At 71.1% G+C, this 22958-nt stretch carries 23 protein-coding genes; 9 read left to right on the top strand and 14 right to left on the bottom strand.

Annotation, left to right across the window (positions count from 1 at the left end; all coding sequences use genetic code 11):
• The first annotated feature begins 36 nt into the window (after positions 1-36).
• The 5 genes from gcvH (at position 37) to MQN93_RS37970 (ending at position 4369) form a co-directional block, all read left to right on the top strand.
• Positions 37-414, top strand: coding sequence for a glycine cleavage system protein GcvH (gene gcvH / locus MQN93_RS37990; RefSeq protein WP_016432541.1), 378 nt, complete (start codon positions 37-39; stop codon positions 412-414).
• Between the two features lie 14 nt (positions 415-428).
• Positions 429-1697, top strand: coding sequence for a serine hydroxymethyltransferase (gene glyA, locus MQN93_RS37985; RefSeq protein WP_242713072.1), 1269 nt, complete (start codon positions 429-431; stop codon positions 1695-1697).
• A gap of 54 nt (positions 1698-1751) precedes the next feature.
• Entirely contained in the window at positions 1752-3134 is a 1383-nt protein-coding gene (locus MQN93_RS37980) for an L-serine ammonia-lyase (protein ID WP_016432543.1), read from the top strand.
• A 99-nt stretch (positions 3135-3233) separates the two neighbouring features.
• Positions 3234-3788, top strand: coding sequence for a GH25 family lysozyme (locus tag MQN93_RS37975; protein WP_242713071.1), 555 nt, complete (start codon positions 3234-3236; stop codon positions 3786-3788).
• A 38-nt stretch (positions 3789-3826) separates the two neighbouring features.
• Positions 3827-4369 (top strand): MOSC domain-containing protein, encoded by a 543-nt coding sequence (locus MQN93_RS37970; RefSeq protein ID WP_242713070.1) that lies wholly within the window; start codon positions 3827-3829, stop codon positions 4367-4369.
• 67 nt (positions 4370-4436) lie between these two features.
• Here the strand turns inward: MQN93_RS37970 and MQN93_RS37965 are convergent, their stop codons facing one another.
• Together MQN93_RS37965 and MQN93_RS37960 are read right to left on the bottom strand one after the other, a co-directional pair.
• Positions 4437-5153 (bottom strand): NADPH-dependent F420 reductase, encoded by a 717-nt coding sequence (locus tag MQN93_RS37965; RefSeq protein ID WP_372504522.1) that lies wholly within the window; start codon positions 5151-5153, stop codon positions 4437-4439.
• An 85-nt stretch (positions 5154-5238) separates the two neighbouring features.
• A complete protein-coding gene (locus MQN93_RS37960) occupies positions 5239-5916 on the bottom strand; it encodes a FadR/GntR family transcriptional regulator (RefSeq protein ID WP_242713069.1) in 678 nt (225 codons plus the stop codon).
• A gap of 212 nt (positions 5917-6128) precedes the next feature.
• On the opposite strand from MQN93_RS37960, the gene MQN93_RS37955 reads away from it, so the two are divergent.
• Both MQN93_RS37955 and MQN93_RS37950 read left to right on the top strand, forming a co-directional pair.
• Positions 6129-7817 (top strand): 2-isopropylmalate synthase, encoded by a 1689-nt coding sequence (locus MQN93_RS37955; protein WP_242713068.1) that lies wholly within the window; start codon positions 6129-6131, stop codon positions 7815-7817.
• On the top strand, positions 7814-8602 hold the full coding sequence (locus tag MQN93_RS37950; protein WP_242713067.1) for an ABC transporter ATP-binding protein: 789 nt from the start codon (positions 7814-7816) through the stop codon (positions 8600-8602). The genes MQN93_RS37955 and MQN93_RS37950 overlap by 4 nt, the downstream gene beginning before the upstream one ends.
• Before the next feature lie 64 nt (positions 8603-8666).
• On the opposite strand, the gene MQN93_RS37945 is transcribed toward MQN93_RS37950, so the two are convergent.
• Together MQN93_RS37945 and MQN93_RS37940 are read right to left on the bottom strand one after the other, a co-directional pair.
• Positions 8667-8879: an EF-hand domain-containing protein gene (locus MQN93_RS37945; RefSeq protein ID WP_016432550.1), complete on the bottom strand. Its 213-nt coding sequence runs from the start codon at positions 8877-8879 to the stop codon at positions 8667-8669.
• Positions 8880-8937: 58 nt separating this feature from the next.
• Positions 8938-9849: a MerR family transcriptional regulator gene (locus tag MQN93_RS37940; RefSeq protein WP_242713066.1), complete on the bottom strand. Its 912-nt coding sequence runs from the start codon at positions 9847-9849 to the stop codon at positions 8938-8940.
• 46 nt (positions 9850-9895) lie between these two features.
• Here MQN93_RS37940 and MQN93_RS37935 point away from each other — a divergent pair, with 46 nt between their 5' ends.
• Entirely contained in the window at positions 9896-10543 is a 648-nt protein-coding gene (locus MQN93_RS37935; protein ID WP_242713065.1) for a GNAT family N-acetyltransferase, read from the top strand.
• A gap of 7 nt (positions 10544-10550) precedes the next feature.
• Here MQN93_RS37935 and MQN93_RS37930 read toward each other — a convergent pair whose 3' ends face one another.
• The 6 genes from MQN93_RS37930 to MQN93_RS37905 all read right to left on the bottom strand — a co-directional run bounded on the left by MQN93_RS37930 (position 10551) and on the right by MQN93_RS37905 (position 16923).
• Complete coding sequence (locus MQN93_RS37930; protein ID WP_242713064.1) at positions 10551-11768, bottom strand: YVTN family beta-propeller repeat protein; 1218 nt, start codon at positions 11766-11768, stop codon at positions 10551-10553.
• On the bottom strand, positions 11768-12544 hold the full coding sequence (locus MQN93_RS37925) for a polysaccharide deacetylase family protein (protein WP_242713063.1): 777 nt from the start codon (positions 12542-12544) through the stop codon (positions 11768-11770). Before MQN93_RS37925 ends, MQN93_RS37930 begins: the two co-directional genes overlap by 1 nt.
• 85 nt (positions 12545-12629) lie before the next feature.
• The gene (locus MQN93_RS37920; RefSeq protein WP_242713062.1) at positions 12630-13133 is read right to left on the bottom strand and encodes an ATP-binding protein; all 504 of its coding nucleotides are present in this window, start codon (positions 13131-13133) and stop codon (positions 12630-12632) included.
• Between the two features lie 279 nt (positions 13134-13412).
• A complete protein-coding gene (locus MQN93_RS37915) occupies positions 13413-14180 on the bottom strand; it encodes an enoyl-CoA hydratase/isomerase family protein (protein WP_242713061.1) in 768 nt (255 codons plus the stop codon).
• Positions 14181-14271: 91 nt separating this feature from the next.
• Positions 14272-15513 carry a L,D-transpeptidase gene (locus tag MQN93_RS37910; protein ID WP_242713060.1) on the bottom strand — a complete coding sequence of 414 codons (1242 nt, stop codon included), beginning with the start codon at positions 15511-15513 and terminating at the stop codon, positions 14272-14274.
• A gap of 165 nt (positions 15514-15678) precedes the next feature.
• Positions 15679-16923, bottom strand: coding sequence for a L,D-transpeptidase (locus MQN93_RS37905; protein ID WP_016432558.1), 1245 nt, complete (start codon positions 16921-16923; stop codon positions 15679-15681).
• Between the two features lie 165 nt (positions 16924-17088).
• Between MQN93_RS37905 and glgX the strand changes: the two genes are divergently transcribed.
• A complete protein-coding gene (gene glgX, locus MQN93_RS37900) occupies positions 17089-19323 on the top strand; it encodes a glycogen debranching protein GlgX (protein ID WP_242713059.1) in 2235 nt (744 codons plus the stop codon).
• Between the two features lies 1 nt (position 19324).
• Here glgX and MQN93_RS37895 read toward each other — a convergent pair whose 3' ends face one another.
• Genes MQN93_RS37895 through MQN93_RS37880 form a run of 4 tightly spaced genes read right to left on the bottom strand, consistent with a single transcriptional unit; the run spans position 19325 to position 22895 of the window.
• Positions 19325-19969 carry a response regulator gene (locus MQN93_RS37895; RefSeq protein ID WP_242713058.1) on the bottom strand — a complete coding sequence of 215 codons (645 nt, stop codon included), beginning with the start codon at positions 19967-19969 and terminating at the stop codon, positions 19325-19327.
• On the bottom strand, positions 19959-21221 hold the full coding sequence (locus MQN93_RS37890; protein WP_242713057.1) for a sensor histidine kinase: 1263 nt from the start codon (positions 21219-21221) through the stop codon (positions 19959-19961). Before MQN93_RS37890 ends, MQN93_RS37895 begins: the two co-directional genes overlap by 11 nt.
• Positions 21222-21246: 25 nt before the next feature.
• Positions 21247-21981 carry an ABC transporter permease gene (locus MQN93_RS37885; protein WP_016432562.1) on the bottom strand — a complete coding sequence of 245 codons (735 nt, stop codon included), beginning with the start codon at positions 21979-21981 and terminating at the stop codon, positions 21247-21249.
• Entirely contained in the window at positions 21978-22895 is a 918-nt protein-coding gene (locus MQN93_RS37880) for an ABC transporter ATP-binding protein (RefSeq protein ID WP_016432563.1), read from the bottom strand. The genes MQN93_RS37885 and MQN93_RS37880 overlap by 4 nt, the downstream gene beginning before the upstream one ends.
• Positions 22896-22958 lie beyond the last annotated feature (63 nt).

Raw genomic sequence — 22958 nt, 5'->3', positions numbered from 1 at the left:
CACCAGCACCTTCGCGCGTACAGGAGAATTCAGGCCATGAGCAACCCGCAGCAGCTGCGCTACAGCAAGGAGCACGAGTGGCTGTCGGCCGCCGAGGACGGCGTCTCGACGGTCGGCATCACGGAGTTCGCGGCCAACGCGCTCGGCGATGTCGTCTACGCCCAGCTTCCCGAGGTGGGCTCCGCCGTGACCGCGGGCGAGACCTGCGGCGAGCTGGAGTCGACCAAGTCGGTCAGCGACCTCTACTCCCCCGTCACCGGTGAGATCACCGAGATCAACGAGGACGTCGTGAACGACCCGTCCCTGGTGAACTCGGCCCCCTTCGAGGGCGGCTGGCTGTTCAAGGTACGCGTCACCGAGGAGCCGACCGACCTGCTCTCCGCCGACGAGTACACCGCCCAGAACGCCGGCTGAGGAGTCGTAGCCGAATGACCGTCCTGAACACGTCCCTGCACGAGCTCGACCCGGAGATCGCCGCGGCGGTCGACGCCGAGCTGGTGCGCCAGCAGTCGACCCTGGAGATGATCGCCTCCGAGAACTTCGCACCGCTCGCGGTGATGGAGGCCCAGGGCTCGGTGCTGACCAACAAGTACGCCGAGGGCTACCCCGGCCGGCGCTACTACGGCGGCTGCGAGCACGTCGACGTCGCCGAGCAGATCGCCATCGACCGGCTCAAGGAGCTGTTCGGCGCCGCCTACGCCAACGTCCAGCCGCACTCCGGCGCGTCCGCCAACCAGGCCGCCCTGTTCGCGCTGGCCCAGCCCGGCGACACCATCCTGGGCCTGGACCTGGCGCACGGCGGCCACCTCACCCACGGGATGCGGCTGAACTTCTCCGGCAAGCAGTTCAACGTGGTCGCCTACCACGTGGACGCCGCCACCGGCCTGGTCGACATGGCCGAGCTGGAGAAGCTCGCCAAGGAACACCGCCCCAAGGTGATCATCGCCGGCTGGTCGGCGTACCCGCGCGAGCTGGACTTCGCCGCCTTCCGCCGGATCGCCGACGAGGTCGGCGCGTACCTGTGGGTCGACATGGCGCACTTCGCCGGACTGGTCGCGGCCGGGCTGCACGCCAACCCGGTGCCGTACGCGGACGTGGTCACCTCCACCACCCACAAGACGCTGGGCGGCCCGCGCGGCGGCATCATCCTGGCGCGCAGCACCGACTTCGCGAAGAAGCTGAACTCCTCGGTCTTCCCCGGCTTCCAGGGCGGCCCGCTGGAGCACGTGATCGCCGCCAAGGCGGTGTCCTTCAAGGTCGCCGCGAGCGAGGAGTTCAAGGAGCGGCAGCGGCGTACGGTGGAGGGGGCGCGGATCCTGGCCGAGCGGCTGACCGCCGACGACGCCCGGGCAGCCGGGGTGAACGTGCTCTCCGGCGGCACCGACGTGCATCTGATCCTCGTCGACCTGCGCGCCTCCGAGCTGGACGGGCAGCAGGCCGAGGACCGGCTGCACGAAGTGGGCATCACCGTCAACCGCAACGCCGTGCCCGACGACCCGCGCCCGCCGATGGTCACCTCGGGGCTGCGGATCGGCACCCCGGCGCTGGCCACCCGCGGCTTCGGCGCCGAGGACTTCGCCGAGGTCGCCGACGTGATCGCCGAAGCGCTGAAGCCGACCTACGACGCCGAGGCGCTGCAGGCCCGGGTCAGGGCGCTCGCCGACAAGCACCCGCTGTACCCCGGTCTGAACAAGTAGTTCCCCGGTGGGGGCACCCGACGCTGTGTGCCCCCACCCTCTCAGGAGGTTCCCGTGGCCATCTCGGTCTTCGATCTGTTCTCGATCGGCATAGGCCCGTCGAGCTCCCACACGGTGGGTCCGATGCGGGCGGCCGGACTGTTCGCCCGGCGGCTGCGCAACGAAGGCCTGCTGCCCACGGTGGCCTCCGTCCGCTCCGAGCTCTACGGCTCGCTCGGCGCGACCGGCCACGGCCACGGCACCCCCAAGGCGGTCCTGCTCGGCCTCGAAGGCGCCTCGCCGCGCACCGTCGACGTGGAGACGGCGGACGAGCGGGTGGAGACGATCAAGAGCACCAAGCTGCTGAACCTGCTCGGTGAGCACGAGATCCCGTTCTCCTTCGACGACGACCTCACACTGCACCGCCGCAAGGCGCTGCCGTACCACGCCAACGGCATGACCCTGTGGGCGTACGACGCCGACGGCACGGAACTGCTGTCCAAGACGTACTACTCGGTCGGCGGCGGTTTCGTGGTCGACGAGGACGCGGTCGGCGCCGACCGCATCAAGCTCGACGACACCGTCCTGAAGTACCCCTTCCGCACCGGTGACGAACTGCTGCGCCTGACCCGGGAGACCGGCCTGTCGATCTCCGCGCTGATGCTGGAGAACGAACGCGCCTGGCGCACCGAGGACGAGATCCGCGAGGGCCTGCTCGACATCTGGCGCGTGATGCAGGCCTGTGTGTCCCGCGGCATGTCCCGCGAGGGCATCCTGCCGGGCGGTCTGAAGGTACGGCGCAGGGCCGCCGTCTCCGCCCGCCAACTGCGCGCCGAGGGCGACCCGTTGGCGCACGCGATGGAGTGGATCACGCTCTACGCGATGGCGGTGAACGAGGAGAACGCCGCGGGCGGCCGCGTGGTCACCGCCCCCACCAACGGCGCCGCCGGCATCATCCCGGCGGTCCTGCACTACTACATCAACTTCGCGGCCGGCGCCGCCTCCGAGCAGGAGAAGGAGGAGTCGGTCGTACGCTTCCTGCTCGCCGCCGGTGCGATCGGCATGCTCTTCAAGGAGAACGCTTCGATCTCCGGCGCCGAGGTCGGCTGCCAGGGCGAGGTCGGCTCGGCCTGTTCGATGGCCGCCGGGGCGCTGGCGGAGGTGCTCGGCGGATCTCCCGAACAGGTCGAGAACGCCGCCGAGATCGGCATGGAGCACAACCTCGGCCTGACCTGCGACCCGGTCGGCGGGCTGGTCCAGATCCCGTGCATCGAACGCAACGGCATGGCCGCGGTCAAGGCGGTGACCGCGGCGCGGATGGCGCTGCGCGGCGACGGCTCGCACAAGGTGTCCCTGGACAAGGTCATCAAGACGATGAAGGACACCGGCGCCGACATGTCGGTCAAGTACAAGGAGACGGCGCGGGGCGGGCTCGCGGTCAACATCATCGAATGCTGACGTTTCCACGCCGTTTCCACATCCGGAAGGGATCACCCGTGCCAGTGTGGGGGGTACATCAACCCCTGTCCCCCCACCGGCACTTCAGGGAGTCCTCACATGCTGCGCGGCATCGACGTAAGCGCCTACCAGTCATCCTCGTACAGCACCGACGGCCTCTCCTTCGTCTTCATCAAGGCGACGGAAGGCCGTTCGTACGTCAACCCCAAGCTCACCGCCCAGACCAAGCACGGCCGTGACGCCGGACTCGTCGTCGGCTTCTACCACTTCCTGTGGCCGGGCAACCTCCAGGCCCAGGCGGAGTACTTCGTCAAGCACGCCCCCGAGAAGGCGGGCGACATCCTCGCCGTCGACTGGGAGCGCACCAGCGAGGGCACGCACGCGAGCAACGCGGAGAAGGACCACTTCATCCGCATCGTGAAGGACCTCCGCCCGAACAACCAGGTCGTGCTCTATGCGAACCGCGACTTCTGGCTCAACGTCGACACCACGTCGTACGCCGGCGACGGCCTCTGGATCGCCGACTACGTCACGGCGGGCAAGCCCCGCATCCAGGCCAAGTGGCGCTTCCACCAGTACACCAGCGACCCGCTCGACAAGGACGTGGCGAACTTCGCGGACAAGGCGGCGCTGAAGAAATGGGCCGCCGGATAGGGTGCCGAGCACGAGAGTCGTGCGGCGGAGGGGGCGTCATGGGTGGGGCCGTCAGTGCGGTCAGCAGGAATGGGGTGTACTCGTTCGCCAAGCCGAACCGGGAGAGCATCACGTTGCTCGCGGGGCTCGGGGTGGAGGGGGATGTGCATGCCGGGACGACCGTGAAGCATCGGAGCCGGATGCGCAGGGATCCCTCGCAGCCGAATCTGCGGCAGGTGCACCTCATCCACGAGGAGCTGTTCGACGAGGTGCGGGCGGCCGGGTTCGAGGTCGCGGCCGGGCAGCTCGGGGAGAACGTCACCACGCGCGGGATCGATCTGCTGGGCCTGCCCGTCGGAACGCTGCTGCGGCTCGGTGACGAGGCCGTCATCGAGGTCACCGGGCTGCGGAACCCCTGTCTGCAGATCGACGGCTTCCAGGACGGGCTGCTCAAGCAGGTCGTCGGGCGGGACGAGGACGGTGTCCTGCGGCGCCGTGCCGGGATCATGAGCGTGGTCGTGACGGGTGGGGTGGTGCGGCCGGGCGACCCGGTGGAGGTCGAGCTGCCGGACGGGCCGCACCGTCCCCTTGACGTCGTCTGAGCCGTACGGCCGTCGCGTCCCCTCGGGTTCGTCCGAGCCGTACGGCCGCAACGTCCCTGGTCGTTCCTTACGCCCGGAACTCCGCGGGCCGCTCCGGGGACGCCTCCGCGAGGGCCTTGGTGACCGTGTCGACGTTCTCGCGCATGCCGTACACCGGTGTGCCGGGCTGCTGGCGCCAGGAGTCGTCGAGGCCGCCGGTGTCGACGGTGTCGAAGCCGAGCTCGTCGATCAGGTCCCGTACCTTCCGCTTCGCGGCGGCGTCGTCGCCCGCGACGGGCAGCGCCATGCGGTCGGCGGCGCCGGCCGGGCGGGGCAGGTCGAGGATGTCCTGTGCGTAGGTCTCGTTGAACGCCTTGATCACGGGGTGGCCGATCAGGCGTTCCGCGTAGCGGCTCTCGGTGAGGCCCTCGTCCTCGATCGCCGCGATCCTGCCGTCGCGCTGCGGGTAGTAGTTGCCGGTGTCGATGACCGCGACGCCGTCCGCGGCCCCGTCGAGCAGCCCGGACGGGAGGTCGGGAAGCGCCTTGAGGGGGATCGTGACGACGACGACCTCCGCGCCGCGGGCCGCTTCGTCGACGGTGACGGGTGTCGCGCCGGTCTCCTCGGCCAGTGCCGTGAGCGTGTGGGGGCCGCGGGAGTTGGCGACGGAGACGTCGTGGCCGAGGGCGGTGAGCCGCCGGGTGAGGTTGCCGCCGATGTTGCCCGCGCCGATGATGCCGATCTTCATGACAGGACCTTTCGCTTCATGACGGACCTTTCGTGAGGGGTGCCCCCCGCGATCCATGCACACGCATGCGCCTCGGGCGAGGACAACCTCGCGGGCGCCCGCACTATTCCGGCGGCTGCGCCGACCGGATGACGGAGGGGCGTCATCCGGCGAACGGGTCCTCCAGCTCGGCTTGCAGCACCTCCGCCGCCCCTTCCGCGTCCCCGTCCGCGACCGCCCGTACGAGCGCCTCGTGGGCCGCGTCCGCGGTGTTCGGGTCGCGCGTCCGCAGACCGGTCAGGGCCAGCAGCTCCACCAGTCCGGTGCGCAGGACGGGCGTGAACTCGGTGAACAGGTCGGTGAGTACGGGGTTGTGGGCGGCGGCGACCACGGCCGCGTGGAAGGCGATGTCGGCGTCGACGAAGGCCGCGTCGTCGCCGGACGAGGCGGTACGGCGTCCTTCCAGCGCGAGCTCGATCGCGGCGATGTCCTCGGGGGTGCGCCGCCGGGCGGCCAGCCGGGCGGCGTGCACCTCGACCGCCATGCGCACCTCGTAGACGTCGGTCACCGCGGCCCGGCGCAGCCGGGTGGGCCAGTCCTCGGCCGGTTCGGTGGCGATGACGAAGACTCCGGCGCCCTGCCGGGGCTGGACGAGGCCGGCTCCGGCCAGCGCGCGCAGCGCCTCGCGGACGGTGGAGCGGCCCACGCCGAGCTCCTTGGCGAGGGTGGTCTCGCCGGGCAGCCGGGTGCCGACCGGCCAGTGGCCGCCGGTGATCTGCGCGCGCAGCTGCTCCGTGGCCTGTTCGACCAGGGGGCTGGGGCGGAGGGCGCCGAGCGGCATACCGGGTTCTCCCACTTGTCTGAGGCACTTGTCTGAGGAGTGAGCCATTCTCACTTGTCTGAGGAGCTGAGCAGTGGTTAGCCTACCGGCATGACGCTCCGTGGTCTCCTTCTTCTCGGCTGCCGCGGCGGGGCCTGACGCGACCGGCACCCCGCCGCGGGTCGCCGTGCTGCCGGTCACCGTCCGACCGAGCCGAAGGCCAGCAGCAGACGATGACCACCATCCCGTACGAGCTGTGGAATCCACAGCGTCCGAGCCCCATGCCCCACCACCGCTACCGCCCCTTCCATGAGCGGGTGAACGTCCCCTCCGGCGACCGGAGTTGGCCCTCCGCCCGGATCGAACGCGCTCCCCTGTGGGTCCCCGTGGACCTGCGCGACGGCAACCAGGCGCTCGCCGAGCCGATGGACACGCCCCGCAAGCGGCGCTTCTTCGAACTGCTGGTGGCGATCGGCTTCAAGGAGATCGAGGTCGGCTACCCCTCGGCGAGCCGTACGGACTTCGACTTCGTACGGCACCTGGTGACCTCCGGCGCCGTGCCGGACGACGTCACGCCGGTGGTGTTCACCCCGGCCAGGCCGGAGCTGATCGACCGCACCTTCGAGGCGATCGCGGGACTGCCGCGGGCGGTCGTGCATCTGTACATCGCGACCTCGCCGGTGTGGCGGGAGGTGGTGCTGGGCCGGGACCGGGGCGAGGTGTCGAAGACGGTCCGCACGGCGGCGGAGCACATGGCGCGGCTGGCCGGGGACGCACCGGGCATCCGCTTCCAGTTCTCCCCGGAGACCTTCAACCTGACCGAGCCCGACTTCGTCCTCGAACTGTGCGACTCGCTCACCGAGTTGTGGGACGCGAGCCCCGACCGGCCGGTCACCCACAACCTGCCGGCAACCGTGGAGATCGCCACCCCGAACGTGTACGCGGACCAGATCGAGTACATGCACCGCCATCTGGCCCGGCGCGAGGCGGTGATCCTCTCCGTCCACCCGCACAACGACCGCGGCACGGGCGTGGCCTGCGCCGAACTCGCCGTGCTGGCGGGCGCGCAGCGCGTGGAGGGCTGCCTGTTCGGCAACGGTGAGCGCACCGGTAACGTCGACCTGGTGACACTCGCGCTCAATCTGTACACCCAGGGGGTCGATCCCATGGTCGACCTCGGCGACATCGACGCGGTGCGGGAGACGGTCGAGCACTGCAACCGACTGCCCGTCCACGCACGCCACCCCTACGCCGGCGACCTCGTCCACACGGCGTTCTCCGGCACCCACCAGGACGCGATCGGCAAGGGCCTGGCCCAGCACGCCCGCACGGCGGCCGAGTTGGGCGTCCCGGCGGACAAGGCGCCCTGGACAGTGCCGTATCTGCCGATCGATCCGGCCGACATCGGGCGTTCCTACGAGGCCGTCATCCGGGTCAACTCGCAGTCCGGCAAGGGCGGAGTGGCCTATCTGCTGCGCACGCGGCACGGTGTCGACCTGCCGCCGCGGATGCGTCCGGACTTCTCGCGCGTCGTCCAGGAGGCGACCGACGACAGCGGCCGGGAGGCGACCCCGAAGGAGCTGTACGAGCTGTTCCGGACGACGTATCTGACGGAGGGCGCCCTGCGGCTGCACGCCTGGTCCGCGCACGAGGAGGCCCCGGGCGTCCACCGCTTCGTCTGCACCCTGGAGGCCGACGACCGCACGGGCGACTACGAGGGCACGGGCGCGGGCCCGCTCACGGCCTTCGTCGACGCGCTCGCCGGCGCCGGCTTCCCGGTCGAGGTGCTGGACGTCACCGAGAACGGGACGACCGCCTTCGCCGAGTGCCGGGTGAACGGCACCACGACCTGGGGCGCGGGCACGGGCCCGGGCGCCACGGTCCAGGCGGTGCTGTCGGCGGTGAACCGGGCGGTGCGATGAGCGAGGTGCTGCGCGCCGAGGACGTCCATGTCGTCCGCGACGGCCGGCCGCTGCTGCAGGAGGTGTCCCTGACCGTCCGCTCCGGCGAGCACTGGGCGCTCCTGGGCGCCAACGGCGCCGGCAAGTCGACCCTGCTCGGCCTGCTCGGCGCGCGGGTCCATCCCACCCGGGGGACGGTGGACGTGCTCGGCCGCCGCCTGGGCCGGGTCGACCTGCGCGAGCTGAGGTCGTACGTCGGTCACGTCGACCCGCGCCATCCGCTCACCCAACCGCTGAGGGTGCGGGACGTGGTGCTGACCGGGCTCACCAACTCCGTTGTCCCGCTCCCCCGTTGGCGTCCGACGCCGGTGCAGGAGGAGCGGGCCGAGCGGCTCGTCGAAACCCTCGGTCTCGCCGAGCACCGCGACGCCCGCTGGCCGACGCTCTCGCACGGGCAGCGCGGGCGGGCGCTCATCGCGCGTGCGCTCATGCCCGAGCCGCGGCTGCTCCTGCTGGACGAGCCGGCGACGGGACTCGATCTGCCGGGTCGTGAGCAGCTGATCGACGCCCTGGACGAGCTGCGCCTCGCGCACCCGGAGCTTGCGACGGTCCTGGTCACCCACCATCTGGAGGAGCTGCCGGCCGGCACCACGCACGCCGTGCTGCTGCGCGAGGGCCGTGTGCTGGCGCAGGGACGGGCGGCCGACGTCCTCACCGGCGACCAGGTCGGCAAGTGCTTCGACCTGCCCCTGGCACTGTCGCGGCACGACGGCCGCTGGAGCGTGCGGATCCGGCGCCGGGCATGACGGCCCGGACATGACGAAGGGGGGTGCCCGTCCGCCGTGCGGACGGGCACCCCCCTTTCGCGTGCTACTTGCTCAGGTACGCCCAGAACTCGTCGAACGACAGCACCTTGTCGCCGTTGAGGTCACGTGTCTTGATGATGGCCTCGGCGACCGACTCGGTGACGTTCCAGTCGCCTCCCTGGGCCAGGGCGGTCTTGAACTCGGCGGCGGTGATGAAGCCGTCGCCGTCGGTGTCGATCCGCTGGAAATCCTTGCGTGCTGCTTCGATGTCGGCCACCGATCCGCCCCTTATGTTCGTGCTTCTGTGCCGTGCCGGCCTACTGACGCAGGTCAGACTAACGGCCCGGATGCGCCCGCAGCGCGGCGACCACCCAGCCGAACTCCTCCTCGAAGGCCCGCACGGGCTGGTCCTTCAGGATGCCGAGCAGTTCGCGCCAGCGGGCGATACGGACATTGTGGCTCGCCGTGACGCGCTCGAGGACGGCGGCCCGGTCGGCATCCCCGAGCAGTTCCCGCAGCACCTTGTCGGCCTCCGGCGACTCGGGCGCGACCCCCTTCTCCCGGGCCCGGCCCACGAGTTCCACGACCCGCTTGGCGAACCACATGGACGCCCCGGCGGGTGTGCCGGGCCCCCGGTCGGCGTGGTTGAACTCCGCCGCCCTGCGCATCTGCGCCCGGAACTCGGGGTCCTGCACCATCTCCGCGAGCTCCACCCAGGCATCGACCTGCTCCGGGGTCGGGTCGTCCGGCAGGTTCACCGCGGTGTTGCGCATCCGCTCGCGGACATCCGGGTCGACCAGGTCGAGCCCGTGGAACATCTCCTCCACGAACTCCTCCATGATCCGCCGGCGTTCGGCCGCCGACAGCCTGGCCAGTTTGTTCATCAGGGTCATCTCCTCCGCGGTCGAACCGCGTCGCGCCACGGACGACAGCACCGCACGGGTCACCTTCAGAGTGCTGATCCGCGCGTCCAGCGCCACCACGTGCGCCGCCGCGACCTCCGCGACCGTCCGGTCCCCGGCCAGCACCTTGCGCACGTCGTCGAGCCCGAGACCCAGCTCGCGCAGCGTGCGGATCAGCTCGAGCCGGGCGGCGGACCCGGCGTCGTAGAGCCGGTAGCCGCCCGCGGAGCGGGTCACCGGGGTCAGGACGCCCTCGTCGGACCAGTAGCGGATGGTGCGCACCGTCAGACCGGTGGACCTGGCCAGCTCCCCGATGGTGAAAAGTCCGGTGCCGTCGTCGATCATGTCTGCGAGTCTGGGCCTTCCAGTGGGTGGAGACTCAAGGAGCGCGATGGAGACGTTGCGGGACATTCTCGATGCCGCGGCCCACGGTGTCCTCCCGCCCGCCGACGGCCGTACGACCGTGGTACCGCAGGACTGCGCGCGGGACGCGGGGGTGCTCGCCTTCACCGCGCACGCCGTCGTCTTCACCGACGAGGACCCGGACTGGATCCACCGCGCGCTGCGCGCCGTCGAGTGCGACGCGCTGGCCGCGCCCATGAACCCGCGCTTCCTGGCGGCGTTCGCCGAGCGGACGGGACGTACGTCCGAGACGATCGACGCGATGCTGGTCGCCGCCCCGCTCCCGGGCGAGGCACCCCTGGCCCTGAAGGAGCTGGCCTCTGGAGGGATCGAGGACGCCGGGCACTCCCGCGTCGTCTACGCCCGCGGGCGGCGCGACGAGGTGCGGGCGTGGGCGGCCGAGGGCGGGGTGCTGGTGACGGGGCGCGGGATCGGCGGGCGGCTGGAGGTCTCCGTCGAGGTCGACGAGGGGGCGCGGCACCGGGGGCTGGGCCGGGCCCTGGTGACGGCGGCCCGCCATCTCGCCCCGGAGCCGCTGTGGGCGCAGGTCGCGCCGGGCAACGCCCGCAGCCTGCGGACGTTCCTGGCGGCGGGCTACCGCCCGGTGGGCTCGGAACTGCTGCTGCGCGCGCCGTAGCGCAGGCTCAGCGGAAGACGCCCGTGTGGCCGAGCGAGTAGCGGCCCGGCTGCGGGTACACCGCGAGGCCGTGCGGGCCGCTGCCGACCTTGATGCGGGCCAGCTGCTCGCCGGTGCGGGTGTCGATGGCGTACACCTCGGAGTTGTAGCGCCCGGACAGCCAGAGCACCTTGCCGTCCGCCGAGACGCCGCCCATGTCGGGGCTGCCGCCGTCGGGCAGATGCCACTTCTTGGTGAGCTTGTTCGCGCGGAAGTCGAAGACGGAGACGGAGCCCTCGCCGCGGTTGGAGATGTACATCTCGCGCGAGTCGCGGCTGACGTAGAGGCCGTGGGCGCCCTTGCCGGTGGGCAGCAGGGTGGGGCGGGTGAACTTGTCGCCGTCCAGGATCCACACGCCGTCGGCCTCCATGTCGGCGATGTAGAACCGCTTGCCGTCGGGCGAGATCTTGACGTCCTGCGGCATCGACCCGTCGTACGGCAGCTTCTCCTGGCCGACGACCTTCATCGCCGCCGTGTCGACCTTGAGCAGTTCGCCGCTGAACTCGCAGGAGACGATGAAGTAGCGGCCGTCGGCGGAGAAGTCGGCGTGGTTGACGCCGTAGCAGCTGACCGGGACGGTCTTCACGCGCTTCATGGTGTGCGCGTCGCGGAAGACGAGTTCGCGGTCGAGGGAGGCCATGACGACCGCGTGCTTGCCGTCGGGCGTGAAGTAGAGGTTGTAGGGGTCGTGCACGTCGACCGTCGGGCCGGCCTTCCCCGTCCTCGGGTCGATGGGGGTGAGGGTGTTGCCCTTGTCGTTGTTGACCCACAGCGTCTTGAGGTCCCAGGAGGGGACGACGTGCTGGGGCTGGTTGCCGACCGGGATCGTCTCGATGACCTTGTACGTCTTGGGGTCGATGACCGAGACCGTGTTGGAGTTGGTGTTGGGGACGTAGACGCGGGAGGGGAAGCCCTTGACCACCGGGGAGAGCCGGTTCGGCCGGTCGGCCGCGTACACGTCGTGCGGGTCGAGCACGGGCGGCATGCCGGGCAGGCCCGGCGGGGGCGCCTTCTTGTGCACCGGGGCGGCGGCGGGCTTGCTGCCGAGGGCCTCGTCCTTGTGCTGTCCGGAGGCGTCGGCGCACGAGGCGAGCGGGGCGAGCGCGGCGAGGACACCGGCGGCGACCAGGACGCGGGTGCGACGGGTGGGGGTGCGCGGGGTGGGGGTGCGCGGGGTGGGGTGCATCAGCTGAACAGCTCCGTGGTGGTCACGGCGGACAGGCCGCGGTGGGCGAGTTCTTCCAGTACGACGGGGAGCGCGGCGACCGTGTCCCGGTAGCCGAAGTGCAGGCTCACCACGGATCCGCCGCGGACCTCGCCGAGGACGTTGCGGGCGACGGCGTCCGCGCCGGGCGCGGTGTAGTCGAGCGAGTCGACGTCGTACGACAGGACGTGCGGGTAACCGGCGGCCCGGGCCAGGTCCACGACCTGAGGCGACGCGAGCGGCGCCCGGGAGGGGCGGAACCAGGTCCCGATGGAGCCGGTCAGCTTCTTCAGGCGGCCGGCACAGCCGGTGATCTCGGCGCGGGCGTCGGCCGCGGTCATCGTGTTGATGGCCAGGTGCCGCTGTGTGTGGTTGCCGAGGTCGTGCCCGCCGTCGAGGATGCGCCGTGCCAGCTCCGGGTGCTGGTCGAGCCAAGTGCCGACGGCCAGGACGGTGATGCGGGCGCCGCGCTTCTCCGCCGCGCTGAGCAGGGCGCGGGCGATGGCGGGGTCGCCCTGACCGTGGAAGGTGAGGGCCACTCGGGGGCGGGTGCGCGGGCCGTGGGTGAGCTGGGCGGGCCGGCCCGGGTAGCGGCGAGGGGAAGCCGCGGGCGCCGGGGTGGGGGGATCGACGGCGGTGTGCGCCACGGAGGTGGAGCGCGCGGCGGCACCGTTCGGTGCGCAGCCCGCGCCGAGGGCGCCCCCGGCAAGAAGCCCGGCGCCCGTGCGAAGCGCCGTCCGGCGATCGGTCGAGGTCACCGCACCATTTAAAGGGCGATAAGCCAAAAAACGGGCGATTGACCCAACCGGCGCACACATTCGGGTCGCACCCCGGCAACCGCCCCTAGCGGTCCGCCACCCTCATCTCGAACCACGTCGTCTTGCCGCGCGGCAGCAGGTCGACGCCCCAGCGGTCGGAGAGTTTGTCGACGAGGAACAGGCCCCGGCCGCTGACGTCCATGTCCTGGACCGGCATGAGGCAGGGCAGGCCTCGGGAGGGGTCGCGGACCTCGATGCGGAACCAGCCGCGGCGGCGGCGCATCCGCAGGCCGAAGGTGCGGGCGCCGGTGTGGCGGACCGCGTTGCCGACCAGTTCGGAGACGAGCAGGACAGCGTCCTCGGTCGTCTTGGGCGTCAGCCCCCACTGCCGCAGGACCACGACCTGGGCGAGCCGGCGGGCGGTGGCGGCGGACTCCGGGCGGGACGGCAGCGGGACCTCCGCCTCGGTCGGGTTGCCGAACAACTCGAGCGCCTTGAGCGCCTGTTCGTCCTCGACCGCGGGCGACCAGCGCGCCGCCGTCACACGGCTGTGTCCCCGCGGCTGTTCGATGCCCTCCAGCCCCGCCATGCCCCCATCATGGCCGCACGAAGCGCCCTCCGGGGCCGTTCCGGGGGAATACGCCCCCCGGAATACGTCCTTCCGAATGGCTCGTTCGGCATATGCCAACGGCAGTTCGGAGGCTTCCACAGCCCGACTGACCTGCGGCGAAGGCTCTTCCACGGGCAATCGACGGTCTCCCTCGACAAGGCAGACTTAAGGTTGCCTTAAGGCTCCCATAATCCGCCCCATCGAGGGACCCGGATCAGACACCGCGTCAATTGCAAGTGGTTCGGCGGATGTTCACAGTCAGAGGAACTTCGCCTTGCCCGGCCCTTCCTCGACGAAGCTCCGCATCCCGCGCTCGCGGTCCTCGGTCGCGAACAGGCCTGCGAACCAGTTGCGTTCGACGGCCAGCCCGGTCTCGATGTCCGTCTCCAGCCCGGTGTCGACCGACTCCTTCGCGGCCCGCAGGGCGATCGCCGGACCCAGCGCGAGCCGCGCCGCCCACGCGTGCGCGGCCGCGTAGACCTCCTCGGCCGGCACCACCCGGTCCACCAGGCCCAGCGCCAGCGCCTCGTCCGCCTTGACCATACGGCCCGTGAAGATCAGGTCCTTCGCCTTCGACGGTCCCACCAGCCGGGCCAGCCGCTGGGTGCCGCCCGCGCCCGGGATCAGTCCGAGCAGGATCTCCGGCTGCCCCAGCTTGGCGTTCTCCGCGGCGATGCGGTAGTCCGCGCACAGCGCCAACTCGCAGCCGCCGCCCAGTGCATAGCCCGTGATCGCCGCCACCACCGGCTTGGGGATGCGGGCCACCGCCGTGAAGGAGTCCTGGAGGGCACGCGAACGCAGGACCATCGCCGTGTGGTCCATGTTCTGCATCTCCTTGATGTCCGCGCCCGCCGCGAACACCTTCTCCCCGCCGTACACGATCACGGCCCGGACGTCCTCGCGCCGGGTCGCCTCCTCGGCGAGTTCCTTCAGGCGGTCCTGCGTGGCGACGTCCAGCGCGTTCATCGGCGGACGGTCGAGGCGGATGGTGCCGACACCTTCGGCGACTTCGAGATTCACGGTCATGAGGGCAGGTTAACGGGGACTAACGGCAACGGCCCCGGTGCAGTACCTCACACCGGGGCCGTACGTCGTGCGCCATGGACCGGCGGAGGGCCTACGCCTTCCACTTCTCCCACGACATGTTCCAGCCGTTGAGCCCGTTGCCGGGGTCGACCGTGCGGTCGTGGGAGCGCTTGACGACGACCACGTCGCCGACGATCGAGTGGTCGAAGAACCACCGGCCGGGGAGACCGCGGTCGTAGCCGCCGCGCGTGTCCTGCAGGCCGACGCAGCCATGGCTGGCGTTGTAGTTGCCGAAGGCGCCGCCGGCCCAGTAGTTGCCGTGAATGAAGGTCCCGGAGTCGGTCAGGCGCATCGCGTCGGGGACGTCCTTGATGTCGTACTCGCCGCCGTAGCCGACCGTTTCGCCGTTCATACGGGTCACCCGCAGCCGCTCGCTGATGACCATCTGGCCGTTCCAGGTGTCGTAGCCGGGCTTTCCGGTGGTGACGGGGAGGGTCTTGACGACCTTGCCGTCCTGGGTGACCTTCATCTTGTGGGTCTTGGCGTCGACGACCGAGACCTGGTTGCGGCCGATGGTGAACTTCACCGTCTTCGTCTGCTTGCCGTAGACGCCCGAACGGCCCTCGACGCCGTCCAGATTGAGCTTCACCGTGACCTTCGTGCCGGACGCCCAGTACTTCTCGGGGCGGAAGTCGAGGCGGTCGTTGCCGAACCAGTGGCCCTCGACGTCGACGGCCGGCTCGGTCTTGATGCTGATGGCCTTCTCGACGTCCTCGGGGTGTGTGATGCCCCGGGTGAAGCGCACCGAGAACGGCATCCCCACGCCCACCGTGGAGCCGTCCTCGGGGGTGAAGTTGCCGATGAAGGTGTTCTTCGGGGTGAGGGTGGTGAAGCTCGAGTCCTCCGCCGCCTCGCGGCCCTCGGAGTCCTTGGCGACCGCGTGCACCGTGTACTTGGTGGAGGCCGCCAGATGCGTGGACGGGGTCCAGCCCGTACCGCCGGTGGTGATCTTCCCGGGCACCACCGCGCCCTTGTCGTCCTTGACCTCGACCGCGGTCAGTCTGCCCTTGCTCGCGGTCACTTTGAGGGCGCCGCTCGTGTCGACCGACTTCGCCGCGTTCTTGGGGGCGATGGTGACGACCGCCTCGGACTGCTTGCTCTGCGCCGCGTCCGCCCCCTTGTCCTTGCTGTCGCCCGACGACCCCGAACCCGAGCCTCCGCCGCCGCAAGCGGTGACGGCCAGCAACAGCACTCCGCATATGAGTGCCGGCACTGCGCGGCGCCCGCGTCCGCTCGCGTCAACCGACGCCCCCGATATCGGCCGCACGTTCAAGTTGTTCTCCCCTCGCCGGGCCTGGTCAGGCCCGCACCCCGGCGCGTACCACGCGCGCATTGGCGCATATTAACCGCAAGGTTTTGGGGATCGTGTCAGGTGAAGGTCACCGTTCAGTCGCAACATCGACTCCTGCGCCTGGCTCAATCCCCGCCTCCTCACCGGTTATTTGACCGCGCCGCCCGCCTTCCACTCCTTCCACCCCATATTCCATCCTCCGAGCCCGTTGTCGGGAGCGACCTTTTTGTCATTGCTGTGGACGACCTGGACGACGTCTCCGACGAGCGTGCGGTCGAAGAACCAGCCGGCCGGGGTGTCGGAGCTGCCGCCCTTGACGTCCCTGAGCCCCACACAGCCGTGGCTGACGTTGACGTGCCCGGGGGCGTCCGGTGCCCAGTAGTTGCCGTGCAGGAAGGTGCCGGAATCGGTGAGCCGCATCGCGTGCGGGACGTCGGGGATGTCGTACTCGCCCTTGCCGTTCTCCTTCTTGAAGCCGACCGTGGCGCCGTTCATCCGGGTCAGCTCCAGCATCTCCATCACCACCATCGTGCCGTTGTACGTGGTGTGCTTGGGCGCCCCGGCCGTGATCGGCACGGTGGCCAGCAGTGCTCCGGAGCGCCGTACCTGCATGGTGTGGGCCGCGGCGTCCACCACGGAGACCTGGCTGCGGCCGACGGTGAACGAGAAGGTCTTGTACTGCAGTCCGTAGACACCGCGTGCGCCCTCGACGTCGCGGAGCCTGAGCGAGACCGTGACTTGGGTGCCGGGCTTCCAGTACCGCTCGGGGCGGAAGTCGAGGCGGGCCTTGCCGAACCAGTGCGGCCGGATCTCCACGGCCGGTTTCGCGGTGACGCGGATGGCGCGCTGGACGGCGGCGCGATGCTCGATCTCCCGGTTGAACTCCAGGGAGACGATCATTCCGGTGCCGACAGTGGAACGGTTCTCCGGGGTGACGTAGCCGATGAAGCGCTCGTCCGGGACGTACGTGGTGAACGTCGTGTGCCGTGCGGACCTGCGTCCGTGGCCGTCCAGGGCGATCGCGTCGACCGTGTACTTGGCGGCCAGCGACAGCCTGGGGTCCTTGGGCTCCCAGCGCAGGCCGTCCGCGGAGATCCGGCCGGGCACCGGGGACTCCTGCGCGTCCTGGGACTTGACGACCTTCACCGACTCCAGACGACCGCTGGGCACCCGCACCAGCAGTTTCCGCTCCGGCCTGACGCCCTTGCTGCCGTCGTCGGGGACGACGCGGATGACGTCCTCGGGCGCCGGTGCCTTGCCGAACGCCTCCCCGATGCCGCCGCCCGAGGGGTGCGACGTGCAGCCGGCCGCCCCGGCCAGCAGCCCTGCCCATGTCAGTACGGCGGCCAGAGCGGCCCCCGCGCGCCGTGCGCGCCCTTGTGCATGCCTCACGGGCTGCCCAACGACCGGGCCGCCCGGGAGAAACGTCGGTGCGGGCCGTGCGGGGTCGCCCGGCCGTGCTCTGGGCAGAACAGTGGGGAGGACGACGACGGGGAGCCGCGGCCGGGACGCCGCGGCTGCTTCCACGTCGCCCCACGAGCCGTGGGAGGCGGAGAGGTGTCCAGCGCAGCCGAGCAGGAGGCGGTGGCCGAGGGGGGCGAACACCCGGCCGCCGTGGTCAACGGCGCGCCCCGGAAGATGCCGGGAGTGCCGGTGCGGCCGGGTGCGCCGACACCGCTCGGGGCCAGGTTCCGGACCGGGCCCGACGGGGTGGCGGGCACCAACTTCGCGCTGTGGGCGGGCGGGGCGGAGGCGGTGGAGCTGTGTCTGTTCGACGAGCGGGGCAAGGAGACCCGGACCCGGCTCACCGAGCTGACGCACGAGATCTGGCACGGCTTCGTGCCGGGCGTCATGCCCGGGCAGCGCTACGGCTACCGGGTGCACGGCCGCTGGGACCCGTGGACCGGCGGCCGCTGGAACCCGGCGAAGCTGCTCCTCGACCCGTACGCGCGCGCGGTGGACGGCGACTTCAGTCTGCCGCCGGAGGTGTACGGGCATGTGCGGGACTGGCCGCAGCAGCAGGTCGCCGACACCGTGCGCGACGACCGGGACTCGGCGCCGTACGTCCCCAAGGGTGTGGTCGTCCACGATGACGACGACTGGGCCGACGACCGCCGACCGAAGACGCCGTGGGCGGACTCGGTCATCTACGAGCTGCATGTGCGGGGGTTCACCAGGCTGCACCCCGGCATCCCGGAGGAGCTGCGGGGCACCTACGCGGGACTCGCGCACCCGGCGGCGATCGAGCACCTCGTCGGGCTGGGCGTCACGGCCGTCGAGCTCCTGCCCGTCCACCAGTTCGCGCACGAGGACCATCTGCTGCGCCGCGGCCTGAAGAACTATTGGGGCTACAACTCCATCGGCTACTTCGCCCCGCACGCCGCGTACGCCGCGTCCGGGACGACCGGCCAGCAGGTCGGGGAGTTCAAGCGCATGGTGCGCGCGCTGCACGCGGCCGGGATCGAGGTCATCCTCGACGTGGTCTACAACCACACGGCGGAGGCGAACGAGTACGGCCCGACCCTGTCGATGAAGGGCATCGACAACCGGGGCTACTACCGCCTCCAGTCCGACGCCCGGCGCTACGCCGACTACACGGGCTGCGGCAACACCCTGCACGTGGTGCAGCCGCACGTGCTGCGCCTGATCACCGACTCGCTGCGGTACTGGGTGACGGAGATGGGCGTCGACGGCTTCCGCTTCGACCTGGCGGCGGCGCTGGCGCGCTCGATGCACGACGTCGACATGCTCTCGCCGTTCCTGGCGGTCATCGCCCAGGACCCGGTGCTGCGGCGCGTGAAGCTGATCGCCGAGCCGTGGGACGTGGGGTCCGGCGGGTACCAGGTGGGGGCGTTCCCGCCCCTGTGGACGGAGTGGAACGACCGGTACCGGGGCGCGGTGCGGGACTTCTGGAGGGGGGCGCTGCCGGACGTACGGGATCTCGGCTACCGCCTGTCGGGCTCAAGCGACCTGTACGCCTGGGGCGGTCGGCGGCCGTACGCGTCCGTCAACTTCATCACCGCGCACGACGGTTTCACCCTGCGCGACCTGGTGTCCTACGAGCGCAAGCACAACGAGGCCAACGGCGAGGGCAACCGGGACGGCACGGACGACAACCGGGCATGGAACTGCGGGGCGGAGGGCGAGACGCCGGACGAGCGGGTGAAGGGCCTCCGGCGACGCCAGCTGCGCAACCTGCTGACGACACTCCTGCTGTCGACAGGCGTGCCCATGCTGGTCGCGGGCGACGAGATGGGCCGCACCCAGCGCGGCAACAACAACGCCTACTGCCAGGACAACGAGATCGGCTGGCTGGACTGGGAACTGCTGCAGGAGCCCGGCTGGAAGGCGCTGTACGACCTCACGTCCCGCCTGATCGCCCTGCGCCACCGGCACCCGGTCCTGCGCCGCCGCGCCTTCTTCTCGGGCCGGGCCCACTCGGCCGACGGCCTGCGCGACCTGGCCTGGTTCACCGCCCGCGGCACGGAGATGACGGAACGAGACTGGTACGCCCCCGCCGCCACCCTCGGCATGTACCTCTCCGGCCGCGACATCCCGGGCCGCGACGAACACGGCGCCCCCATCCTGGACGACAGCTTCCTCGCCATCCTGCACGCCGGCGACCGACCGGCCACCTTCACCCTGCCGGGCACCCCATGGGCCGACCACTACGAGACGATCGTCGACACATCCCACGAGTCCCAGGCGACCGCCCCGACGACCGAACACCGCGCGGGCACGACAATCACGGTCCCGGCACGGGCGGTGCTGCTGCTCAGGGTGGCCGGATGAGTCAGCCGAGGATGCCGCGTTCGTACGCCGTTGCCACCGCTGCTGCTCGGTCGTTCACGCCGAGTTTGGTGTAGAGGTGGGTGAGGTGGGTTTTGACCGTGGCCTCGCTGATGAAGAGTTCGCGGGCGATCTCGCGGTTGGAGGTGCCCTTGGCGACGAGGGCGAGGACTTCGCGTTCGCGGGTGGAGAGGGGCTCGTTGCCGGGGGTGTTCGGGGAGCGGACCGCGGAGACCAGGCGGGAGGCGACCGCGGGCGACAGCACCGTACGGCCTTCCGCGGCGGCGCGGACCGCGGTGAACAACTCGTCGCGCGGGGCGTCCTTGAGGAGGTAGCCCGTCGCGCCGGCCTCGATCGCGGGCAGGGTGTCGGAGTCGGTGTCGTACGTGGTCAGGACGAGGACCTTGGCGCGGGCGCCGCGCCGGGTCAGCTCCTTGATCGCGTCGACTCCGCCGCCGCCCGGCATGCGCAGGTCCATGAGGATCACGTCCGGGTCGAGCGCGGCGGCCCGCTCCAGCGCCTCGACGCCGTTCGAGGCCTCGCCGAGGACCGTGAACCCGGGGGCCGACTCGAACATGCCGCGCAGACCGTCCCGTACGACAGGGTGGTCGTCGACGATCAGCAGGGAGATCAGGGCGTCATCGCTCATGGCGGACCAACGGTACGCGAGCCGACAGCGCGGTGCCGTGCCCGGGTTCGGACTCCACGGCCAGCGACCCGGCGATGCGTTCGGCGCGGGCCCGCATGCCGTCGAGGCCGAACCCTCCGGACCGGCTGCGGGCCGGAAGCGCGAGCGGGTCGAAGCCCGTGCCGTCGTCGCGGATGTCGAGGACGACCTCGTCGCCCATGAAGGACAGGGTGACGCCGACGCGCGAGGCGCGGGCGTGCCGGGCGTTGGACAGGGCCTCCTGGACGATGCGCAGCAGGGTCGCGGAGACCTCCTCGTGGAGCTGCTCCGTGGTGCCGGTGACCGTGAACTCGGCCCGTACACCGGTCCGTTCGCCCCATTCGGCGACCGTCTTCTTCAGCGCCTCGGGCAGCCCGTCGTTCTCCAGCGCCACCGGGGCCAGATTCTGCACCGAGCGGCGGGCCTCGCCGAGGCTGTGCCGGGCCAGGTCCATGGCCCGGTGCAGATGCTCGCGGGCCGGCCCCCGCTCGGGGGTGTTCGCGACGACCTGCAGCTGGGCGATGATCCCGGTCAGGCCCTGCGCGATGGTGTCGTGGATCTCGGCCGCCAGCCGCCGCCGCTCGTCGGCGACCCCGGCCTCCCGTGCCTGGACGAGCAGTTGGGCGTGCAGGGCCGCGTTCTCGTCGAGGGCCTGCTGCAGGGCGGCGTTGGTGCGTTCGAGTTCGGCGATGGTCTCGGTCCGCTCGCGGGCCCGCTCGGCCTCCTGCTCGGTGAGATGGGCGACCACCATCTGCAGCCCGGAGTTGGCGATCAGGAGCGCGACGAAGACCGTCCACTGCAGTACGCCGTGGAAGGGCACCCCGCCGGCCTGCGCCCCGGCCACGGTGACCGCGCTCGCGAGCAGCCCGATCCGGTGCCATCGGGGCGGGAGGGTCTCGTCGGCGTCCATGTAGCCGGTGGCGGCGTAGAACGCGAAGAACGGGTTGAGGTAGGTGAGCGCGAAGGCCAGCCCCCAGCGCACGGCGTAGTACACCGCCCCGGTCCGGGACGGTGTACGGCGGCGGTCGGGCCCGCGCGGCCGGGTGCTGTGCCACCACAGCTGGAGCGCGACGGCCGCGGCGATCAGGCCGAAGGCGGCGTACCACTTGGCCGGGGCGGCATGCGGGTCGGCGGTGGCGAACGCGAGGACGACACCGCTGCCCAGCAGCCCGTACGGCCCCCAGGTGTGGAACTGCTCCCATCGTCTGTCGAGCTGTGTGTCCACCGCGGTCATGTCCCCAGTCTGCACGTCCGGCCGCCTACTCCCAGCGGAACCATCGGGTGGCCGCACCCGTCAGCAGCAGGATCCACACCACCAGCACCCCGAGGTGGCCCCAGCCCGGCCAGTGCCCGGCCGCCGCCTGGTTGAGGGCCTGCGCGGCGGCGCCGAACGGCGTGTAGCCCACGATCTTCCCGAGCAGGTGCGGCATGGCCTGCACCGGCAGCCACACGCCCGCGCAGAACATCGCCGGGAAGAACACGGCGGAGCCGATGGCACCCGCGATCTTCGTCGTACGGGACAGCGCCGACACCAGCGATCCGAGAGCGAGGGCCGCAAGGACGGCCAGCACGAGCGCCAGGAGATATCCGAAGCCCTGCTTGGGCAGCCTTACGTCGAAGGTGAGCCGCCCGACCACGAGCACCAGCAGCGCCGACACCAGGGAGGCCACGCCGAAGACCACCATCTGCGCCGACAGCAGGGCGCCCGGACGGACCGGCGTGGTGGCCATCCGGCGCAGGATGCCGCGCTCCCGGTAGCCGGTCAGGGCCTGCGGCATGGCCTGCAGCCCGCCGACGATCATCCCCAGCAGCACCGCCACCGGGACATACGCGTCGATGGTGCGCAGCCCGCCGAGGTCGTCCTGGTGCTGCCGGAAGGACGGGATCGAGCCGAGGATCAGCAGCAGCAGGGTGGGGAAGAGCAGGATCCAGAAGACGGCGCCGGGCTCACGGCGGAACAGCCGGACCTCGGTCCTCAGTACGGCGGTGCTCATGCCGTGGCCTCCTTCGTACGGTCGTCGGTCAGGTCGAGGAACGCGTCGTCGAGCGTGGCGTCCACGACCCGGAGCTGGTGGGCGGTGATGCGGTGGCGGGCGAGCAGGGTGATGACGGCGTTGACCGTCTCGTCCGTGCCGGCCAGCGTGATCCGGCCGTCCCGGTGCTCGACGGAGGCCAGCTCGGGCAGCGCGTTCAGGTCACGGTCGTCCACCGGCGCGGACGGCGTGAAGCTGATGACGGTGGCTCCCGCCGAGCGCCGGATCAGTCCGGCCGGGCTGTCGAGGGCGGCCACCCGCCCCTTGTCGATCACGGCGATCCGGTCGCACAGCCGCTGCGCCTCCTCCATGAAGTGGGTGACGAGCAGGACGGTGACACCTCCGGCCCGTACGTCCTCGATCAGCTCCCAGGTGTCGCGGCGGGCCCGCGGGTCCAGGCCGGTGGTCAGTTCGTCGAGGACGACGATCCGCGGGTTGCCGATCAGGGCGAGCGCGATGAACAGACGCTGCTTCTGGCCTCCGGAGAGCTTGCCGAAGCGCGCCGACAGCTTCTCCCCCAGACCCAGCCGCTCGGCGAGGGGCGCCCAGTCGAGCGGGTCCGGATAGAAGGACGCGTACAGTTCCAGCGCCTCGCGCACGGTGAGCTTGGCCTGCAGCTCGCTCTCCTGCAGCTGGGCGCCGAGGACGCGCGCCACGCGCGCGTGGTCGGCGACGGGGTCGAGGCCGGTGACCCGGACGCGGCCCGCGTCCGGGACGCGCAGCCCCTCGATGCACTCGACGGTCGTGGTCTTCCCGGCGCCGTTCGGGCCGAGGATCCCGAAGATCTCGCCCTCCTCGACGGCGAAGGAGACACCGTCGACGACGGCACGTCCGCCGTAGGTCTTGCGCAGATCGGTGACTTCGATGACAGGCATGCCATCAGAGTCCCGGGGAGCCGCGGTCCGCCACATCGGCCGTCGCGCTCGAAGCCGCATCAA

Origin of the sequence: Streptomyces spinosisporus (assembly GCF_022698145.1) — a bacterium.
Classification (GTDB): domain Bacteria; phylum Actinomycetota; class Actinomycetes; order Streptomycetales; family Streptomycetaceae; genus Streptomyces; species Streptomyces spinosisporus.
Note: the sequence above shows the minus strand (reverse complement) of the source record. Positions and strands in the feature narration are given on the sequence as shown.

Bases quoted from the DNA above. Each gene is read 5' to 3' on its own strand.
- gcvH (WP_016432541.1), top strand. From the start codon at position 37: ATGAGCAACCCGCAGCAGCTGCGCTACAGCAAGGAGCACGAGTGGCTG.
- glyA (WP_242713072.1), top strand. From the start codon at position 429: ATGACCGTCCTGAACACGTCCCTGCACGAGCTCGACCCGGAGATCGCC.
- MQN93_RS37975 (WP_242713071.1), top strand. From the start codon at position 3,234: ATGCTGCGCGGCATCGACGTAAGCGCCTACCAGTCATCCTCGTACAGC.
- MQN93_RS37970 (WP_242713070.1), top strand. From the start codon at position 3,827: ATGGGTGGGGCCGTCAGTGCGGTCAGCAGGAATGGGGTGTACTCGTTC.
- MQN93_RS37965 (WP_372504522.1), bottom strand. From the start codon at position 5,153: ATGGATCGCGGGGGGCACCCCTCACGAAAGGTCCGTCATGAAGCGAAA.
- MQN93_RS37960 (WP_242713069.1), bottom strand. From the start codon at position 5,916: ATGCCGCTCGGCGCCCTCCGCCCCAGCCCCCTGGTCGAACAGGCCACG.
- MQN93_RS37955 (WP_242713068.1), top strand. From the start codon at position 6,129: ATGACCACCATCCCGTACGAGCTGTGGAATCCACAGCGTCCGAGCCCC.
- MQN93_RS37950 (WP_242713067.1), top strand. From the start codon at position 7,814: ATGAGCGAGGTGCTGCGCGCCGAGGACGTCCATGTCGTCCGCGACGGC.
- MQN93_RS37940 (WP_242713066.1), bottom strand. From the start codon at position 9,849: ATGATCGACGACGGCACCGGACTTTTCACCATCGGGGAGCTGGCCAGG.
- MQN93_RS37935 (WP_242713065.1), top strand. From the start codon at position 9,896: ATGGAGACGTTGCGGGACATTCTCGATGCCGCGGCCCACGGTGTCCTC.
- MQN93_RS37930 (WP_242713064.1), bottom strand. From the start codon at position 11,768: ATGCACCCCACCCCGCGCACCCCCACCCCGCGCACCCCCACCCGTCGC.
- MQN93_RS37920 (WP_242713062.1), bottom strand. From the start codon at position 13,133: ATGGCGGGGCTGGAGGGCATCGAACAGCCGCGGGGACACAGCCGTGTG.
- MQN93_RS37915 (WP_242713061.1), bottom strand. From the start codon at position 14,180: ATGACCGTGAATCTCGAAGTCGCCGAAGGTGTCGGCACCATCCGCCTC.
- MQN93_RS37895 (WP_242713058.1), bottom strand. From the start codon at position 19,969: ATGAGCGATGACGCCCTGATCTCCCTGCTGATCGTCGACGACCACCCT.
- MQN93_RS37890 (WP_242713057.1), bottom strand. From the start codon at position 21,221: ATGACCGCGGTGGACACACAGCTCGACAGACGATGGGAGCAGTTCCAC.
- MQN93_RS37885 (WP_016432562.1), bottom strand. From the start codon at position 21,981: ATGAGCACCGCCGTACTGAGGACCGAGGTCCGGCTGTTCCGCCGTGAG.
- MQN93_RS37880 (WP_016432563.1), bottom strand. From the start codon at position 22,895: ATGCCTGTCATCGAAGTCACCGATCTGCGCAAGACCTACGGCGGACGT.